Annotated in this window: 19 protein-coding genes and 1 tRNA gene; 14 read left to right on the top strand and 6 right to left on the bottom strand. The window is 54.9% G+C overall.

Annotation, left to right across the window (positions count from 1 at the left end; genetic code table 11):
• The first annotated feature begins 97 nt into the window (after positions 1–97).
• From QW772_00990 to QW772_00965, 6 genes are all read left to right on the top strand, one after another.
• Positions 98–520: an archaellin/type IV pilin N-terminal domain-containing protein gene (locus tag QW772_00990; GenBank protein ID MEM0037500.1), complete on the top strand. Its 423-nt coding sequence runs from the start codon at positions 98–100 to the stop codon at positions 518–520.
• A gap of 94 nt (positions 521–614) precedes the next feature.
• On the top strand, positions 615–1,853 hold the full coding sequence (locus tag QW772_00985; GenBank protein ID MEM0037499.1) for a hypothetical protein: 1,239 nt from the start codon (positions 615–617) through the stop codon (positions 1,851–1,853).
• A 165-nt stretch (positions 1,854–2,018) separates the two neighbouring features.
• Entirely contained in the window at positions 2,019–2,636 is a 618-nt protein-coding gene (locus tag QW772_00980) for a hypothetical protein (protein MEM0037498.1), read from the top strand.
• Positions 2,620–3,849 (top strand): hypothetical protein, encoded by a 1,230-nt coding sequence (locus QW772_00975; GenBank protein MEM0037497.1) that lies wholly within the window; start codon positions 2,620–2,622, stop codon positions 3,847–3,849. The genes QW772_00980 and QW772_00975 overlap by 17 nt, the downstream gene beginning before the upstream one ends.
• Before the next feature lie 110 nt (positions 3,850–3,959).
• The gene (glyA, locus tag QW772_00970; protein MEM0037496.1) at positions 3,960–5,258 is read left to right on the top strand and encodes a serine hydroxymethyltransferase; all 1,299 of its coding nucleotides are present in this window, start codon (positions 3,960–3,962) and stop codon (positions 5,256–5,258) included.
• Between the two features lie 80 nt (positions 5,259–5,338).
• The gene (locus tag QW772_00965) at positions 5,339–6,028 is read left to right on the top strand and encodes a hypothetical protein (protein ID MEM0037495.1); all 690 of its coding nucleotides are present in this window, start codon (positions 5,339–5,341) and stop codon (positions 6,026–6,028) included.
• Positions 6,029–6,049: 21 nt separating this feature from the next.
• On the opposite strand, the gene QW772_00960 is transcribed toward QW772_00965, so the two are convergent.
• A complete protein-coding gene (locus QW772_00960; GenBank protein ID MEM0037494.1) occupies positions 6,050–6,775 on the bottom strand; it encodes a winged helix-turn-helix transcriptional regulator in 726 nt (241 codons plus the stop codon).
• A 43-nt stretch (positions 6,776–6,818) separates the two neighbouring features.
• On the opposite strand from QW772_00960, the gene QW772_00955 reads away from it, so the two are divergent.
• Positions 6,819–7,103 carry a hypothetical protein gene (locus QW772_00955; GenBank protein ID MEM0037493.1) on the top strand — a complete coding sequence of 95 codons (285 nt, stop codon included), beginning with the start codon at positions 6,819–6,821 and terminating at the stop codon, positions 7,101–7,103.
• Positions 7,104–7,264: 161 nt separating this feature from the next.
• Here QW772_00955 and serS read toward each other — a convergent pair whose 3' ends face one another.
• Both serS and QW772_00945 read right to left on the bottom strand, forming a co-directional pair.
• The gene (gene serS / locus QW772_00950) at positions 7,265–8,650 is read right to left on the bottom strand and encodes a serine--tRNA ligase (GenBank protein ID MEM0037492.1); all 1,386 of its coding nucleotides are present in this window, start codon (positions 8,648–8,650) and stop codon (positions 7,265–7,267) included.
• A 138-nt stretch (positions 8,651–8,788) separates the two neighbouring features.
• On the bottom strand, positions 8,789–11,617 hold the full coding sequence (locus QW772_00945) for a DEAD/DEAH box helicase (GenBank protein ID MEM0037491.1): 2,829 nt from the start codon (positions 11,615–11,617) through the stop codon (positions 8,789–8,791).
• An 88-nt stretch (positions 11,618–11,705) separates the two neighbouring features.
• On the opposite strand from QW772_00945, the gene QW772_00940 reads away from it, so the two are divergent.
• Positions 11,706–12,086: a hypothetical protein gene (locus tag QW772_00940; GenBank protein MEM0037490.1), complete on the top strand. Its 381-nt coding sequence runs from the start codon at positions 11,706–11,708 to the stop codon at positions 12,084–12,086.
• Positions 12,087–12,162: 76 nt separating this feature from the next.
• Here the strand turns inward: QW772_00940 and QW772_00935 are convergent, their stop codons facing one another.
• Positions 12,163–12,495: a hypothetical protein gene (locus QW772_00935; GenBank protein ID MEM0037489.1), complete on the bottom strand. Its 333-nt coding sequence runs from the start codon at positions 12,493–12,495 to the stop codon at positions 12,163–12,165.
• Positions 12,496–12,611: 116 nt separating this feature from the next.
• Here QW772_00935 and QW772_00930 point away from each other — a divergent pair, with 116 nt between their 5' ends.
• Positions 12,612–13,376 carry a hypothetical protein gene (locus tag QW772_00930; GenBank protein ID MEM0037488.1) on the top strand — a complete coding sequence of 255 codons (765 nt, stop codon included), beginning with the start codon at positions 12,612–12,614 and terminating at the stop codon, positions 13,374–13,376.
• 18 nt (positions 13,377–13,394) lie between these two features.
• On the opposite strand, the gene QW772_00925 is transcribed toward QW772_00930, so the two are convergent.
• On the bottom strand, positions 13,395–13,592 hold the full coding sequence (locus tag QW772_00925) for a hypothetical protein (protein MEM0037487.1): 198 nt from the start codon (positions 13,590–13,592) through the stop codon (positions 13,395–13,397).
• A 162-nt stretch (positions 13,593–13,754) separates the two neighbouring features.
• Here QW772_00925 and QW772_00920 point away from each other — a divergent pair, with 162 nt between their 5' ends.
• On the top strand, positions 13,755–15,143 hold the full coding sequence (locus QW772_00920; GenBank protein MEM0037486.1) for an acetyl ornithine aminotransferase family protein: 1,389 nt from the start codon (positions 13,755–13,757) through the stop codon (positions 15,141–15,143).
• Positions 15,136–15,351, top strand: a complete 216-nt coding sequence (locus QW772_00915; protein MEM0037485.1) for a hypothetical protein — start codon at positions 15,136–15,138, stop codon at positions 15,349–15,351. The genes QW772_00920 and QW772_00915 overlap by 8 nt, the downstream gene beginning before the upstream one ends.
• Positions 15,352–15,452: 101 nt before the next feature.
• On the opposite strand, the gene QW772_00910 is transcribed toward QW772_00915, so the two are convergent.
• A tRNA-Pro gene (locus QW772_00910) sits at positions 15,453–15,559 on the bottom strand.
• A gap of 72 nt (positions 15,560–15,631) precedes the next feature.
• Between QW772_00910 and thpR the strand changes: the two genes are divergently transcribed.
• The 3 genes from thpR to QW772_00895 all read left to right on the top strand — a co-directional run bounded on the left by thpR (position 15,632) and on the right by QW772_00895 (position 18,098).
• Positions 15,632–16,198, top strand: a complete 567-nt coding sequence (gene thpR, locus QW772_00905) for an RNA 2',3'-cyclic phosphodiesterase (GenBank protein MEM0037484.1) — start codon at positions 15,632–15,634, stop codon at positions 16,196–16,198.
• A complete protein-coding gene (cca, locus tag QW772_00900) occupies positions 16,191–17,615 on the top strand; it encodes a CCA tRNA nucleotidyltransferase (GenBank protein ID MEM0037483.1) in 1,425 nt (474 codons plus the stop codon). Before thpR ends, cca begins: the two co-directional genes overlap by 8 nt.
• A gap of 63 nt (positions 17,616–17,678) precedes the next feature.
• Positions 17,679–18,098 carry a hypothetical protein gene (locus QW772_00895; GenBank protein MEM0037482.1) on the top strand — a complete coding sequence of 140 codons (420 nt, stop codon included), beginning with the start codon at positions 17,679–17,681 and terminating at the stop codon, positions 18,096–18,098.
• Positions 18,099–18,404 lie beyond the last annotated feature (306 nt).

Raw genomic sequence — 18,404 nt, 5'->3', positions numbered from 1 at the left:
AGAAACACCCTACATGACCCGAAGCGCTCAAACAGTGTTAAGAACATAAACGTTTATATACCGCCTCATAATAATAGTATTTGGTGATATAAAAACAATGAAGTTAAACAAAGCCATATCACCCATACTAGCAACCGTAATTCTGATCGCCGTAACACTCATAATCGCGATAGCGGTCATAGGGTGGATAATGGGGGTCTGGGGATCGCTCGGAGCACCGTCGGAGAGCCTCTCCGTAGTCAGCGGTCAAATAAAATGCGTAAATGGAGGCTTTTCACAACTTGAGTTGACTATAATAAATAAGGGTAACGCAGATTCAAAAATATCAAAAGTCGAGGTTGTCGGATTCACCACAACTACCGCCGCCGGGACAGTCGGTAAGGGGTCAAGTGCCACTATTACCGTCGGACTCTCCGGCTCAGGATGTATGCTCGGTGCGTCCTACGACGTTAAAGTTTACACAGAAGCTGGTAACGTCTACCCTGGTAGAGTCTCCGCCACGACCACGCCAACGACGTAATTTATTAGTTGAATCTAAATCAGTTTTATCAGTTTTTAACTCAACCAAGGTCAGGGTCTTTCGGGGTTAACTTTGAATGAATAAGTGCCAGATATTGGATGCAAATCACGGTCGGGATGGAGTTAACTCAGTCAGGTGGTGGTTCTTTATCGCGTTACTTACGTGTTTCCCAATCTTCCTCTTCCACCTGACTCTACCACTATCACCCCTCCCTTCCTATAAAGACGAGATTATTTACGTTAGATGTGGTCTGGACTACGTTGCCAACCTTACCGCGCCTTACACATGCAACTTCGAACACCCACCCCTCGGTAAGTACTTGATAGGTTTCTTCGAGTTGTTCGGGTTTGGGAGGTTTGCCTACATGTTTCTGTTTGTTGGTTCCTCCGTTTTCGTGTTCCTGATTGCAAGGAGTCTCGTCAGCTCTGGCTCCACAGCATTGCTCACTACGTCCTTCATTATCCTTGATACCGTGTTTATCAACACTTACAGGCATCTCCTCCTAGACCCTCCCGCCGTCTTCCTTCTTCTCCTCTCACTCTACCTAATGCTGGTCAGAGGCTCCCTCATATTGTCCGGCCTGTTCTTTGGTTTGAGTGTTGCATGTAAGCTCAGCGTGTTGCCCTACCTGCTGGTCTTCGCTTACGCTATAATGGCCGGCGGCGGTGGCTGGAGAGCTTCATTAAGGAGGTTGGCGCTCTTCACGGCCGTGGCTCTCACAGCATATCTAAGTACCTATGCGGCTGACTTCAGTCTAGGGCCCTACTCTGTAGTTCAGCACCACTTGGAGATGATTTCCTACATGTCCTGGAGGCACGGCCTCACGTTGCCGATGGCCGTTAACGGGTTGTTTAAACTCATCAGTAAGGTTGAGGTGTGGCGGTACGGCGGTGAGTTCTCACTCTACTTTACCACTACCAACACATCCTTCCTCACACTGGTGGCCAACTCGACCATCACCCCCGCCTCAGGTCTTTACGTGGTTGTAGGGGTGGGGCTCGGTTCCATCCTCTGGTACGCTACATTGCCTTCACTATTAATCAACGCTTACTGGGCGATGGTTCGACGTCTGAACTCAGCTGAGAATCTCGTTACGCTGGCCGGATGGCTCTCCCTAGCAACAATACTTCCGGGCCCTCACGACTGGTATTACATCAACGCACTGCCCGCCCTCTACCTGAACGTGGCCCTAACGCTGAGTCGTCTGGTGAGGGGCAGGCGTGGTTCGACGGTCCTGATCTCCTTAACACTTGCTCAAGTCCTCATCACCCTCACGACTCTAGCCGGCGTCCTGCCGTTCGATATTGTGTACATTCTCAGCAACCCTACGTAGTGATGGGCAATCGCCCGGCAGGCGTTCCAGCTCTCCGTGAGGACGGTCACCCTTCAGTCAAGTATGGGTTTATGTCATGTATGGACTGAAACTCCCGCAACAACGTTTAGTAAAGTCACCAGCCTTTATTAGCTTCCTTAACCATATACTAAACGGAGTGTGGGTGTGAGTGATTTGAAGGGTCAGTCCGACTTAATCTCGGCCGTAGTCCTGGTTTCAGTAGTTCTCGTGGCTAGCGTGAGCTTCCTCAGCTACGCCTCCTCCCTCCTCGCTCAGAGGACTGCTGAAAGCGATTTAAATAACTTCCTCCAGAAGGAGGTCGCCAACACTGTGATCTATAAGGAGGGCGTCGTGAAGAGCAGTGCCACCCCTCCAGGAACCCTAACAGTCTACTTAGGGGTTGTGAGGGTGGACAGCACAGCAACCACCTACTACTACCTAGCCTTAAACAACACTTATTGCAACATGAACGGGGTAATAGGCGGTGGGGACTTCCTGCAGGTGCAGGGAGGCCTAAGCGTGCCCTCAAGCAGGGTCTACATACTGCTCACCGATGGTCAGCACCTGCCGCTGGACACGTTCACACCATACAGATCCTCAGCAACCACGGTGAATCTGGGCGTCCTCCCTCACAGAGGGGGCAATGAATTACTTATGGTGAACTTCACGAAGACGGAGAGAAAATCACCGCCTGCAAACCCGAATTGTTGGGTGGTCATACTCTTCGTTCAGGCGGGCAATAACTACTACGAGGTGGGGAGGTACTATGAAGTCAAGAGTTAGGAGGACGGAGAGGGGTCAGTCGGAAGTAATAGCGGCGATGATACTAATACCCCTACTGATAGTGGTGTTCTCAACCATAGCTACAAGCATGTTTAAGACGAACGTCACGGGGACCTCAAGCCTGGCGTCCAGAGCCAGGTTCGAGCAGGAGAGAAGCTCTGAGAGCCTGCAGGTAGTGTGGGTTGATGAAAACACGTGTAAGGTGGTCAACGTGGGACCCCTTGACGTGATTATAGTGAGGATATGGGTGAACGACGACCCTCAACCCCTGAACGACCTAATCAAAAAGGGGGAGGAAAGGATGACCCTCTCAAACAATGCAGGAGTTAACGAAATAGACTACGCGGTAACGTCGAGAGGCAACGTGTACCCGCTCAGGAGCATGTGCGAGCAGAGCCGCACCATAATAAACTATTATCAGACCACCATCACAGGAGGTAGCCCATTCACAAGCGAGGACATCCTGAACATGACGAGACTAGTGGGTACTGACTATGCCAGCAAGAAGATCATAACCAGGGTGAGCGGTGTAGGCAACGCCTCAGTACTCTATTGGAGCGACTATCCAATTGCTGATTGGTACTTCAATAGTGGTGGAGGGTGGGTGAAGGATATAGACAGCTATTCATGCCTGACATGCAATCCGCAAATCTCCCAAACCCAGATAGATACTCAACTAAAAGACAACATAGACCTCGACGGTAATGGCGTGAACGAGGTCTCTATAGTCAAGGTAACTACGGAGGGTAAGAACCAACCATATATACTGAAATTATCTCCCGTAACTTTAGGCAAAGGAGGGAACTACGATGTGAACATTACGTTCGTTAATCTTCTGGCGACTAGAGACAGTGTGGATTTAATAGCGATTTACTTCAAGCTCGTGGCTTGGCTTAGCACCTCACCATCGCAGCAGATAGCTGTGGGTTCGGCCGCCATGTTGCAAGGCATAAACGGTACTGCGTTCGCCAGCGGCAGCACTGCAGTGGGTTCCTACGCTAAGGGCTCCGGCAGTAACATCTTCATAGCTACGGGCAGTATCATCTTCCCAGTGAGGGCTTACGACTCCTACAAAAAAGTAATCCTGCCAAATGAGGACTATAACCTGACTCTAGCCTTCAGGATAAATATACCGTCAGCCAACCCTAATCTTGAGAACATAAGGATTGAGTACGTGGCAGTCACGGGGGCTGAGCTTAAGTGGAGGCCGTAACCCAGTGAAGGTTTACGACCCCCCACGGCATGACTTACTTTCTAAATAAACCCATAGGGAGACGGAGGGTTTATATTTAGTTTCTGGCAATTACTTACGTGGTGGTGTGTTTGGGTCTCCCCAGCGAGTTAGCCCGTGTTGTTGAGTTGACCAGAACCCATAACAGGTGGAGGAGGTTTGAGTGCGTCAACCTGATCCCCTCAGAGAACGTGATGTCCCCACTCGCTGAGGTCGCTTACATGACTGACATGATGCATAGGTATGCTGAGGGGAAGCCCAGGAAGAGGTACTACCAGGGACTGACGTACGTCGATGAAGTGGAGCTCCTCCTTATGGATCTCATGTCCCGACTCTTCAGGGTCAAGTTCGTTGAGCCTAGACCCATAAGTGGGACCATAGCTAACGCCACGGTCTTCAGGGTTCTTGGCGGGCCAGGCGATAAGGCCCTCATAGCCCCTGTTCAGGCAGGCGCCCACGTCTCCCACACGAGATTCGGAACCCTCGGCGCCCTCGGTATTGAACACGTTGAGATGCCTTTCGATCAGGAGGGGTGGAATGTTGACGTGGATAAGGCTGTTAAGATGATTGAGTCCGTTAAGCCCGCTTTCGTGACTCTTGGAGGTTCCGTGTACATGTTCCCCCACCCAACTAAGGAGATCGCAGAGGCAGCTCACGCCGCAGGAGTTAAGCTGGTTCACGACGTAGCCCACGTCCTCGGCCTCATAGCGGGTGGGGTGTGGAGGAACCCAATACATGAGGGCGCTGACGTCATAACGTCCTCAACCCATAAGACGTTTCCAGGGCCTCAGGGCGGCGTGATAATGACTGACGATGAGGAGCTCTATAAGGAGGTTTCGAAGGTCGTCTTCCCGTGGTTCCTCAGCAACCACCACCTCCACAGACTGCCCGCCGCCGCTGTGACCGCCGTTGAGATGATGACGTTCGGGGAGGAGTACGCAAAGCAGGTGGTGAGGAACGCCGTAGCTTTCGCAGAGGCGTGCGTTGGGGAGGGGTTCAAGGTCCCCACCGAACACCTAGGATTCACGAAATCCCACATGTTCGTAATCGATGTGAGGGGACTCGGGGGAGGCGCTAGAGCCGCAACCCTGCTGGAGCAGGCGAACATAATAGTCAATAAGAACCTGCTGCCGTGGGACCCGCCCGAAGCCGTTAAGGACCCATCAGGAATCAGGCTCGGAACCCCTGAGATGACTAGGTTCGGGATGAGGGAGGACGACTTCAGGGAGGTCGCCAAACTCATGCGCGAGGTGCTGATCGACGGGAAGCCCCCTGAGGAGGTCAGGAGGAAGGTAGTAGAGTTCAGGAAGAACTTCACCGAAGTGAAGTACGGCTTCAACATACCTGAAGAGCTTGAGGAGACCGCGGCTAAGATCCCGCTACTCCTCTAGCAGGAGGCGGAAGCGTTTTCAGTTCACTTGAGGCCAACTTTAAATCTTGTGAAAAAGTAAACAACTTGAGATGATGAACGATGACCGAGACGTTAACTAAGAGAGAGAAGATGAAGATTCTAAGAGCTTTAGAGTCGGATGCGGAATTCAGGTATGCGGTAGCAGGCTACATAGGACTCACTGAGATATTGAAGAGGCTTGATAGGCTTGAGGAAGGACAGAACAAGCTGTGGGAGGAAGTGAGGGCATTAAGGGAAGGACAGAACAAGCTGTGGGAGGAAGTGAGGGCATTAAGGGAAGGACAGAACAAGCTGTGGGAGGAAGTGAGGGCATTAAGGGAAGGACAGAACAAGCTGTGGGAGACCGTGAATAGGCTCTCAGTCACTGTGGAGAGGTTAACCATCACAGTTGAGGAGGAGGGAATTGACGTAGTCACCCACAGGTTGAGGGAGGAGTTGGGTATTAACATCAAGTTGGAGAGGTTGTTTATCGACAGCGTAGGTGAGGTTGACATGTTTGGGGTGAGCGGGGACTTGTGTGTGGTAGGGGAAGCTACGGTGAGGTTAGGTGAGGGTCTCATTGAGGAGTTGGAGAGGAAGGTAGGGCTCCTCAAAGTAGTGAGGCCCGACCTGCTGAGGCCTAAGCTCATAAAGGTAGTGTATGTGGACTACGCAACGCCAAACGCCCTAAGCAAGGCCAGGGAGAAGGGTGTGTGGGTGCTCAAGTGGAGCGGGGATCTAACGCCGAGAGTTCTTCAGGAGATCGCGTAGGCATGTCCTTGAAGCGCTCACCTACGTGAGCTTGTACTCCCTCCCAGCATGCAGGTAAGCCAGTCCCTCGCTAACCATCGCGTCCAGCAACTCCCTCTCCTCACGAGTGAGGTCTTTAAGGTCCTTCAGCGTTATGGGGAACTTCCTCCTGAAGTTATCAAGGAACTCCTGAGACACTACATAGCCCTTCACGACCACGTAGTTGCCCGAACGAACCAGCGCATCGACTGAGATCCCCCTTGACTTAGCATCCTCAACCCTCATTATCGAGCCCTCAGCGACTGCCATCTGCTTCGGCTCCCTAGGCCTCCCCTCAGTCTTGAGGGACTTCATGAGGAGGTTGAACTCCTCCTCAAGTTTAGTGACCCTCTCACCCAACACTCTAACAGCCTCCCTCAAGTCCTTCAACTCGTTCTTGACCTGGCTTAAATCAGCCTCAGTCATGTTGCGGCGCGTGAGCGGCTCGCTCACAACGCGTGCGGTGGACGGCACGTCGTCTTCTTGGGCGCCGTGGCTGGCTACACTCCCCCTAGATTCACCGAACATGCTTAGATCCTTAACCCCTGACTTGGCGAAGTACCTTCCCTTGACTGACTTGACGACGTACCCTGCCTCCCTCAGCCTTAGGAGGGCGACCCTCACCGCACCTATAGTGACGCCTAAGGAATCAGCTATCTCCCTGGGGGTAGCCCCTGGACTTGATTTAAGGTACTCAATTATCTTCTTGTAGATATTCTCGCTCATCATGTTTAATTACCTTTCAATCAATATAAAGCGGGGGATCTGAGGGTTGAAGCGTGATAGAGTTGTTAGAGAGCTGACGTGGATGATAGATGAGAGCGATGACGTGTGGAGGAAGGTGGCCTTCTACTCCGACCCGAGGGTTCAGGAGATACTTGACATCCTCTACGTTAGGTGGTGTGGAGCCGGGTATGAGAAGACCCCACTGGACTACGCGAGCGACGAGGAACTGAAGGAACTCTACGATAAGGCAATACACATAAGGGAGGAGGACAAGGATAAGGCAATGCTCAGCATGTACAGGAAGGTGGCACTGAGTAGCGATAAGGAGTGATGCACGGGGTTCGAGGCACGGCTACCTGTTGACCGTTAGTTGATGGGCTTATCGAGCACGCATTCACTCTACCCACTACCTACGACCCACTGGCTCATCAACTATGTAGGGAAGTCCAATCACACCAACATATGAACGCCGATGGATTGGAGAGACCCCCCTCATGAGGGGGGAGTCCGTTTCTGGACTGGGTGTATGTAGTCCTTAGGGGCTTTGCTGAAGGCCTCCAGGTACTTCCTCAACGCTTTTGGTATGGTTACAGTGCCGTCGTCGTTCTGGTGGTTCTCCAGAATTGTCGTGATGGTTCTGGTGCTGGCTATGGCTGTCGAGTTGAGCATGTGCAGGTAGTCCTTAACCATCCCCTTCCTCCTCAAGTACTTCACGTTGAGTCTGTAGGCCTGCCAGTCAAGCACGTTACTGCAGCTAACCAACTCCCTGAACTTGCCTTGAGCGGGGTACCACGCCTCGAGGTCGTACTTCATCGCCGCCCTCAGGTTGAGCTCCCCGGAAGCTATGTTGACGACCCTGTAGGGTATTTCAAGCCCTCTGTAGAGCTCCTCAGCATTGCTTATGAGGAGGTCGAACACGCCCCACGACTGCTCCGGCATCGCATACGCGAACTGCTCAACCTTATGGAATTGATGAACCCTGAAGATCCCCTTTATATCCCTGCTTGCGGCCCCGGCCTCCTTCCTGAAGCACGGGCTGACGCCCACGTAGAGCTTCGGCAAATCCTCCTCAGGTATAGCCTCACCAGCGTGCAACGCTGCCAGCGGATGCTCCGCAGTAGCTATTAAATACAGGTCTTCACCCTCAACCTTGTAGAGGGCGTCCTTAAACGCCGCCAACTCCTCGACAGCACCCATGTACTTACCCCTAAGCATGTAGGGGGGCAACACGAGCCTGAAGCCCTTCCCAGTCAGGTAGTCTATAGCGTAGGAGAGGAGGGCTAAGTCGAGCCACACTAAGTCATCGAATAGGTAGTAGAACCTGGATCCAGCGACCTCGCCGGCCTTAGCGGTGTCCCCCAGCATGAGGACGTGTTCAAGCATGTCAGCATGGCCGACGAACTCCATATCAACCACCTCATACTCCATCCTGACCCCCTTACCCTCAGTCTCCGCGAGGAAGTCGCTCAGGTGCGCCCGCTGAACCCTCGCCCTACCCCAAGCACGGACAACAGCGTTGTAGCTCTCGTCAGGACCTATCGGAACGGAATCGTGGAGGAGTGAAGGCATCCTATCCAGGAGGGACTCCCTCCCCGCCTCAACCTCCTCAAGCCTCCTCTCCATCTCCAAGATCTTGGCCAGCAACTCCTTAGCCTCAGCTACAGCGGCATCCTTCTCACCCGGCGGCAGGGACGCTACCTTAGAGCTGATCACGTTGTGCTGATGCCTGAGCTTATTGAGTTCCGTCTGAACCCTCCTCCACTCCCTATCGAGCTCCAGGAAACCGTCGACGAGGGAGGTGTCCATGAACCTCCTCCTCAATACCTCCCTCATCACGTCAGGACTCTCCCTCAACACCTTCAGAGTGGACCAAACCAAACCGGACACCCGCCTACTTCTCTAGAAATAAATAACAGCAACTATAAAAATACCTAAACACCATAACGCAGTTAATTTAAACGTGATGGCGTAGGCAGAGCGTTGACGGGAACGTGGACGCCGAGGCAACGGACCTCATCAATCCCAATACTTCCTAGTTCTGATGAAGCTCCTCTCCAGCTCGTAGAGGGTCAGGTAGAACTCCTGCTCGTTGTTCGCGCTCAACGCTTTGACAGCGTTGTGGGGGCCTACCCCCCTGGCGGCCAATGCTATGACCGCTTTCCTGCCGAATCCAAGGACCAGCCTGGCTGACGCCGCCAGCTCCTCATACCTCCTCTTATCGTCCTCGCCCATCACATACTCATACTTGACGCCGTGCTTTATAGCCTTCCTGACCACCTCACTCAAGTCCTCACTGCCGAAGTGCACGCCTACCACTGAGTAGCCGCACCTAGAGCAGGAGATCCTGTCGGGTAGTTCCTTAATGACGGACTCCCAGGAGTTGCCGCAGTTGAGGCAGTACAGCCTTACCCTCTTCTCAAGCAACCTCTTCCTAAGGAGGTCCGCGATGACGTTCTTCGGAAGCCCCTCAACCTCCACTCTGCCGTAGCCGCCGGCAACCCTCAGACCCTCCAGCGCTAGAGGGGAGGGCATACGCCCGATGACCAGTCTCGTAGACATGGTCCCAGACCTGACGCCTTCGATGAAGTCCTTAATTACTTCGGTGTCGACGTAGCGAGTCATGACCTCGTTCAGCACCTCACCCCTCACCACGTTATTGTCCATATACCTGCTCACCAGAGTCTTGATGACCTGCGTCGGCGCGTCCTCTGGAATGACCCCCAGCCTCACGAGCACCCTCCTAGCAACATACCTAGCCAGTGTCGACCTGAGGAGGGAGTCCCTCAAGCCTGTGGAGAGGTCTTCGACCCGCAGACCCTCCACGATCAAGGAGGCAACAACACGCTCGTCAACCTCCTTAGGCAGGAGGAGGTAGACTCTGTAGGGGTCGGACTTTACGACCGGATCCACACCCAACATCTTACTTAAGTAGTATGAAATCAGGTAGGCGAGTCCTAGATTACCTCTACTGCCTAAGCAGGCGTGGACAACCGCTAGGACATTCGCATCCCTACACACCTCAACCACTACATCCCTGTCCGTCGGTAGTGGGTAACCCTTGCCGGTATGCGTGTTCAGGACATCCCTAACGTGATCCAGAGCCACGGGGTCTTCGAGGAAGCTCAGGTAGTTCTCAAACCCTCTGCCAGAAGCCAGCAGGCGCCTCAGCGCGCAGACCTCCCTAGCGACCCCATAGTCGACGGGTATGTTCTCGCCAGACCAACTCGGTATCAGGGCTTCCTCACCACTGCCGGGCTCCACATAAACCTTCTTAGCCTCATCGTCAACGCTGAGCACCCTCCACACCCTGCCCGACAGGACTATGCTGGATCCCTCACCAGCCGAGAGCGCTATGAATTCCTCGTCCAGAGTGCCTATGTGCCCTCCGGAAACCACGTCCACGACGTCGTATTGAGGGGACTCGACGATCATGGTGGTCCTCAAGTAGTATATCCTGCCCCTCCCGGTGGTCACGTACCGTCCGTCAGGGCCTGCCTTAACGTACCTTAATTCCTGGAGGAAGTTGAGGACCTCGAGCAGCTCCTCCTCACGCAGCTCCATGTATGGGTAGGACCTCCTGAGCAGCTCCTGAGCCTCCTCCACCGTGAAGCCGCCCTCCAGGCCGAGCCCTACAAGGAGGTGGGCCAGCGCGTCCAGGGGCTTCTTGAAGGCCCTAGACTCCTCCAAGTCGTAGTTGGACGCCCTCCTAACCAGCACCAGAGACTCTGTCAAGTCGTCAACGCTCCTGCCCACCACCACATACCCCACCGCCTTCAGCCAGACCTTATGCGATGACCTCCCAATCCTTTGGAGGAGCTTCACAGCCTGCCTAGGCGACGACACCTGAATCACCGCGTCAACGTAGCCCACATCTATGCCGAGCTCCAGGCTAGAGGTCGACACGACCGCCTTGAGGAGGCCCTCTTTAAGCCTCATCTCAACGTCCTCTCTAACCCCCTTCGAGAGGGATCCATGGTGGACCTCGACCGGGATGCCGCGTCTGCCCAGCATGGAGCCGAGCCACTCAGCCTCATCCCTCGTGTTTGTGAAGATTATGACGCTTCTGAACTTCGTGAGGAGGTTCGAGACTGCATCAACGACTGCATGACGTTCGAGGGACCCTCCGGTAGTGTCGGCCGGGGTGATTACCTTGACCTCAGACTCCCGGGAGGCGGGGATTACAGCTTCAGCGACAACCCTTCCCGGCGCCAGCACCTCCTTAACCTCATTCACGTCGCCAATGCTTGCTGAGAGAGCTATGCGCTGATACCTCCCCGCAAGCCTTGCAATCCTCTCCAGATCAGCTAGGAGGTGAGTCCCCCTCTTACTGTTGATTAACTCATGGAACTCGTCAATCACCACCCACCTTACGTTCCTCAAATACCTCCTCAACGCCTCGTTCACCAGCAGGTACGCAAGAGTCTCCGGGGTGGTGATCAGCACGTGCGGCGGCGACTCAACCATCAACCTCCTTGCACTGTTCGGGGTGTCACCGTGCCTGACCGCAACCTTGAAGCCCAGCCTGCCACCCAGAGCCTCTAGCCTGCGCAACATGTCCCTGTTGAGGGCTCTGAGAGGCGTTACGTAGACCGCGGCGATCGGCTTAACCCCGGCCCCCTCCTCAACCATCCTCGAGAATATCGGGAGGACCGCCGCCTCAGTCTTCCCGCTGCCTGTCGGGGCGACTATGAGGGTGTGACGCCCCGAGAGAACGGACGGGATGGATGCCTCCTGGACAGGCGTTAGCGTGGTCAGTCCTAACTCCCTCAACACCTCAACGAGCTCGCAATTCAGCAGACCTGCAGCACTGCCGTGCATCCCGACCACAACCCGGGGTTCAGGCATCAGCCAAACTAGGCCTGAACCACCCTGCGTTAAACACGGGGAATCAACCTTTATAAGTATTCATAGAGGAGTGTAGAGAGGTGTTAGAATGTTTGAGGAAAAACCTGAGGGGAGCGCGGAGGAGACTGAGGAGGAGGCCTTCGAGAAGGCGATAGATCTCGGGGAGGCTGAATCAGGGACTCCGGAGGAGTTCGAGGAGGTCTCAGTGCCTAGGGCCCCCTCCTTCAGCCTGAACTCCCTGGAGGTCATGCTGAGCGTGGACGAGCTGCTTGTTAAGGCTGTGAACAACCCGGAATCCCTTAGGGAGGTGTCCAGCATGATAAGGAAGTTAAGGGAGAAATCAACGCGACCCAAGAGACCTCAGAAGAAGTTGAAAGAACCCACTAAAGAGAAGGGGGGTAAGAAGGGTAAGGAAGCCCCCGAGAAGGTGAAGGGGGGTAAGGCCGGGGCAGGGAAGGGTAAGAAGTAGGTGCTTGGCCCTCTGCGTTACTAAGAACCCTGCGGTGGAGGACCCGCAACAGCGCTCCGGGTTAGGTTCGAACGCATTAGGTCTGCGAGGGGTTGTCCACATGCCTGACTACCTTGTCGTAGGGAACCCTCTTGTCGAAGATTACCGTCGCCTTCTTAACGCCGCCCTCCACGTGGAGCTTGACCTTATCCACGAGAACCCTGCCCGATATTAGGTCCCCCTCACTCCTTCTAGGCGCTATGTACTCCTTAAACTTCCTCCGCAGCATTCCGTGGAACACGTCGAAGTTGCTTAAAATCCTCAGCGTGTCTTCCAGATCCTCAGTCACCCCTGACTCGCTTGAGAGGCCCCTCAAGACCTCGGCGACCTCCTCCGCAGGGCCCTCCACAACCACGTGCCCGAACTCCATGAAGACCTTAACCCCTAAACCGCATCACCACACATTAATGCGTTGAGCAGTATTAAGGTGGGAGTGACTGCTTTTTAATCCGGCGGAGGTAATTATATGTGGGTTCGGCGTAGTTAATGAAGGTGGTGTCAGTGTTCAGCATTAAGCACCCTGACGGTCTATCGTTCAGAAAGTACTTAGTCAGCGTTGCGAAGCCGTTGAGCGACATACCCCTCAGGGTGTCTGAGGAGGGTTTTCTGGTGAGGGGTTTAAGCCCCGACAAGAGTGTCCTGGCCGAGGTCTTCATACCGCCCGGCGTGTTTGAGGAGTACAACGTGAGCGGAGTGAACGACCTCACGATAGAGAGGGACGAACTGCTCAAGATACTTAAGAGGCTGGGTAAGGGCGACTCGCTGCTCCTCAAGTATGAGGAGGGCGGTGGGAAGGTCAGGGCCATGCTAGTGAACAGCAGGTCAGGCATTGAGCGTGGCTACGACGTTAGGGTGGCGAGCCTTGAAGGACCCATAGACCCTATCCAAGTGGAGCTGCCGATCTCCATGAGGGTCGAGACCTCGATAGTGCAGAGGTTGCTTAAGGACGCGAAGCTCGTGGGGGAGGAGCTGACCATAACGTATTCAGGGGACGCTGTGGAGTTCCTGTCGTCCAGCGAGGGCGGGGAGTTCAGGACGGTCCTCGAGAGGGGCAAGCAACTCCTCGAGCTGACGTCGGAAACTAAGGAGAGGGTCTCCAGCACCTACGACATAGACCTCCTCAAGACGGCCACGGTAGCGCTCTCCGCCTTTGACGTGGCCCTCATATGCTTCGGCCCCTCACTACCGCTCAAGATATCCCTCACGGGGGAGGACGGGGTTGGCGTAACGCTGTGGATAGCCTCAAGGTGAGGGATGAGAGCACCACACCTAACTCCCCGGCTCTTGAGTCCTTTGCTGGACCAACCCGAGCTTCACAGCAAGCTCTGCAGCCTTCCTGACGGCCTCCTCAGGACCGCTTGCCGAGACGTTGAAGGTTATGTTCGTGTTGACTAACCTTATCCGGTACCTCCTACCCCCCTCTACCTCGACCTCCTCAATCACCTCCAAAGCAGGCTTACCGCCCATCGAGAACACCTGCCGGACCCCCGCCAGCGTTTGTCGGAGGTCCCATCAATCAAGACATCGCGGGACTTAATAAACTCGATCAACGCGCCTCAACCGCCTTCAACCCCTCCGGATTGCAGACCTTTGAAAAATTTTTATACTTCTGCAAGACAGTATATCGTGGTGAGTAACCTGTTCTACTACTACGATAGGTACGAGCCTAAGGGATTACCGAAGATCGTGGTGGAGCCGCCTGGGCCTAAGTCCAGGGAGGTTATTGAGAGGGACCACGATCTCCTGATGCAGTCGTTCGTGAGGTGGTATCCCCTAGTCGCTAGGAGTGCGTACGGGGTCGTCATCGAGGACTTCGACGGCAACTTGTTCGTGGATCTCAATTCAGGCATCGCCGTCATGAACGTCGGCCACAGCCATCCGAGGGTGGTTAGGGCGGTCGAGGAGCAGGTCAGGAAGCTCATCCACTACTCGCTGACGGACTTCTACTACGAGGAGGTCGTGGAGTACGCTGAGGGGCTTTCGGAGGTGCTGCCAATAGCAGGTAGGAAGAAGTTCTTCTTCGGGAACAGCGGGGCGGAGGCCATTGAGGCAGCTATGAAGATAAGTAAGGGGTCTGCTGAGGGGAGGAGGCCCTACATAATGGCATTCATAGGGGCTTTCCATGGCAGGACGCACGGAGCTATGTCGCTCACGGCGAGCAAGCCGGCTCAGAGGAAGGGCTTCCAGCCACTCTTGCCGGGCGTGATACACGTCCCGTACCCCTACCCATACAGGTGCCCCTTCCACGTGGATCCCGAGGAGTGCGGCGACGCTGTAGTGGGGTTCATAGAGGAGTGGGTCTTCAGAAGGATGGTGGACCCGACTGAGGTCGCGGCCGTCTTCGTGGAGCCCATCCAGGGTGAGGGGGGCTACGTAGTGCCGCCCGACGACTTCCTCCCTAAGCTCAGGAAGCTCACCAGAGAGAACGGGATCAAGCTAGTTGCCGACGAGGTTCAGTCAGGCTTCGGGAGGTCGGGCAAGTGGTTCACGGTGGAGCACTGGGGGGTTGAGCCGGATCTGATAGCCATGGCTAAGGCAGTCGCCTCGGGACTGCCGCTCGGCGTTGTGGCGGGCAGGGAGGAGGTCATGAGGCTGCCCCCGGGCTCCCACGCAAGCACCTTCGGAGGCAATCCAGTAGCCCTGAAGGCGGGGACCGAGGTCCTGAAGATCATTAAGGAGGAGAGGCTGCTTGACAACGTGGAGAGGGTGGGCGGCTACGTGATGAAGAGGGCTAGGGAGTGGATGGACAGGTACGAGATAGTGGGTGACGTGAGGGGTAAGGGGCTGATGATCGGGATCGAGCTGGTTAGGGACAGAAGGACTAAGGAGTACGCTAGGAAGGAGCTGGAGTCCTTCCTGAGTAAGTGCTTCAAGAGGGGGGTAGCGGTGATAGGGGCCGGGTTCTCAGCGGTCAGGATAGCCCCACCGCTCGTCATCTCGCAGGAGATAATGGAGAAATCCATGGATATGATGGAGGAAGTGCTGAGGGAGGTAGTAAGGGAGCACGGCATTGCTTGAGGAGGTAGTGATCAACGCGTTGAGGAGGCTTGGGGCGGCCACCTACGAGGAATTACGCAACTACCTGATCAGGGAGGGCGAGGACTTCCTGGACGTGGAGTTAAGGGAGACTGTGGCAAGGCTAGTTAGGGAGGGGAGGGTGGAGAAGCTCCCCAACCCAGAAAAACTCAAACTAGTTTTTACTCCGAGGCATGCAGGACCCGCATAGTGCGCACGGCGTTGCTCAACCCAACCCTGGAGTCTGAGAAGCGCTCAGTACATCGCCCGGGAGACAGGTCAGTAGACCGCAAGCCCGCCATAGAAACCAGTTGGTGGGGCCGCGGGGATTTGAACCCCGGACCACCAGCGCTCCGGGACCATCCCCGGCGGGGAAATCCCCCCAGGCTGGCATCCTAACCAAGCTAGACGACGGCCCCACACCAAATATCTCTAGACCGCGTCCTCTTTTAAATGTTTAAAATACGTTTCTACATGGTCGGTCAAACTTGATGAGACTATTCGTCGCGGTGGAGATAGAGAATAAGGATGTGCTGAATGAGGTGATTAAATTCAGGGACGCGGCGGTCGCATGCTCAAAGCAGAGGGGTATTAAAGGGGTTGAGGACGAGAACATACACCTGACGTTGAGGTTCATAGGGGAGGTTCCCGACGATAGCCTGCCGCCGATAAGTGAGTGTGTGAGTAGGGTTGGGCAGCATACTAAGTTCCAGATGAAGGTTGAGGGGGTGGGGGCCTTCCCCTCAGCCTCTAGGCCGAGGGTGGTGTGGGTCGGGGTGTCTGAGGGATTCGATAAGTTGAGGGTGATTAGGGGGGAGTTGGAGCGGTGTCTGAGGCCCTACGCTCAGCCCGACAGGGAGGAGTTCGTCCCCCACATAACTGTGGGGAGGGTTAAGGGTTCTTTCGACGTGCAGTGTCTGAGGAGGGTGTTGACGTCCTACGAGAGCACGGTCTTCGGCGTTTCGCAGGTGACCCGAGTGAAGCTGAAGAGAAGTGTCTTGAGGCCTGAGGGGCCCGTATACACTGACGTGGTCGTGGCTGAGCTGAAGGATGGTTGAGTTGAGTGAGGAACTCCTTAAACTGCTTGAGGAGGTTAGGGAGGAGCTGAGGCCGACGGAGGAGGAGGTCGCAGCAGGCCTCAGACTCTTCGAGGAGGTTAGGGAGGTCATAGAGTCCACACTGCGTGTGGACTGCGACTTTAAAGTCACGCTGGAGGGCTCCTTCGCCAAGGGAACCTCCCTCAGAGGCGACATAGACCTGGACGTCTTCATACTGCTGAGTAGGGAGGGCTTAAGCAATGAGTGGATTGAGGAGGAGGTCATAAAGCGGCTGCTGGAAGGCGGTCTGAGCAGGTACGATGCACGCGTTAAGTACGCCTCACACCCCTACATAACTCTGCGAATCCAGGACTTCGAGGTCGACGTGGTCCCCGCATACTGGGCGAGGGAGGTCAGCGAGATAACTACAGCAGTCGACAGAACCCCCTTCCACACCAGATACATCAACTCCAGACTCGACGAGGGGATGAGGGATGAGGTCAGACTGCTGAAGAAGTTCATGAAGAACATGGGCATCTACGGGGCGGAGGTGAGGGTCGAGGGCTTCTCAGGGTACTTGACGGAACTCATGGTAGTCAAGTATAGGACGTTCCTGAGGGCGGTTGAGGCGATGAGCGGGTGGCGTGAAGGGGAGGTGATCGTGGTGGAAGACAACGTGCTACGCGAGTACGGGTCGATCAACGCGGTCAGGAAGGCCTTCAGAGACGACGCCCTGATAGTGCTTGACCCCGTTGACCCGAGAAGGAACGCCGCCTCAGCGGTGTCTGAGAGAACGTTGAAAGTGGCTGTAGCGAGTGCGTATTCCTTCATGAGGAAGCCGTCCAAGGCCCTGTTCCACTGGGAGCTGAGGCCGGCGCAGCCCGCCGAGCTGACGAAGTTCCTTGAGGAGACAGGTAGGAGCGTGCTGTTGCTGAAGTACTCCCTCCCCAAGGGCGTGCCCCCCGACGTCCTGTGGGGGGAGCTCAAGAAGCTGAGCAGGAGGGCCGCCAACCTCCTGAGGACATACAGGTTTGAAATCATAGACTATGACTGCTGGAGCGATGAGGCCGCGCAGGCGTTCATAGCTCTAGACATATCCTACGGGGGAGGGCTGCCGGCCTACGAGGTCAGGGTAGGACCGCCAACCCTACGAAGCGGATTCCACGACTTCATGGAGAAGCACAGCACCTCCAGCAGGACGTCTGCCGTCTGGATAGCTGGGGACGGACTCCCTAAAGCGCTGGTAAGGAGGAGGTACAGAGATCCGGAGGAACTCCTGCGTGAGGCGGGGCCTCGTGACCTGTCAACTAAGGACTTGGTGCTCATAGAAGTAATTAGGGGCTGTGAAAGCCTCCCGGAGCGCCTTAAGGCAAACGAAGAGTTCATGCGATGGCTGACCGCCTTCACGATGAAGGCGCACCCGTACCTCCTTAGGTAGTGCTACACACGGCAAGGGCTACGCACTTAAAAACCTTCGTAAGAATAAATGCAAGGTGTTTGAATGCCGCTCAGGGAGAACATAATTGACGCGAGATTTAACGGCAGGGAAGTGGAGTTCAGAGTTCTCGGCGCTCAAGACTCAATCAGAGGGGTGATAGATGAGGTGTCCAGGTACGAGATAGGGCTGAGGGTCGGTGATGCAGCGTACGTGCTCTTCAGACACGCAATCCTGAACGCCACAGTGGAGGCCTCAGACCTCCACGGCTTCAGCTCAGAACAATTAGATGATACGGTGCTCGGCATAGACCTGATAGGAGTGGAGCTGGAGCTACATCTCATAGACGGCTCCGCGATCTCAGGCACGTTAGCTAAGATATCCAAATACGAGTTAGGCGTCAAGAGCGGGGATAAAGGCGTCATAATACCTAAGTCCTCGATAGCTTACGCTATCATCAGAGGAGAGCAGAAAGGGGCTGAGTAACCTACTAATATCTCAATTACTACCTCAACACCCCTGCACAATTAGTACGGGGGGTGCGGGAACTCCCATGCCTAACTACCGGAACCCCATAACACCTCACCCCTACGCTCAGGGGGTGCCGGCAGAGGCATGGTCACCCTGACCTAAAGAAGAGGAATTCGAAGATAATTAAGTTAAAAAAACAACCCCAAGTAGTGGAGACTGAAGTTAATTAAAAGCAAAGTTCATGAATTCATCGGTTCTGTATTAACTCGCCAGTGATTACGTTGTCAACCATCACTCATCATATGATCACCAGATAAGGTT

The organism is Zestosphaera sp., from assembly GCA_038727705.1.
Classification (GTDB): domain Archaea; phylum Thermoproteota; class Thermoprotei_A; order Sulfolobales; family NBVN01; genus Zestomicrobium.
This window is presented reverse-complemented; position numbering and strand designations above follow the sequence as displayed.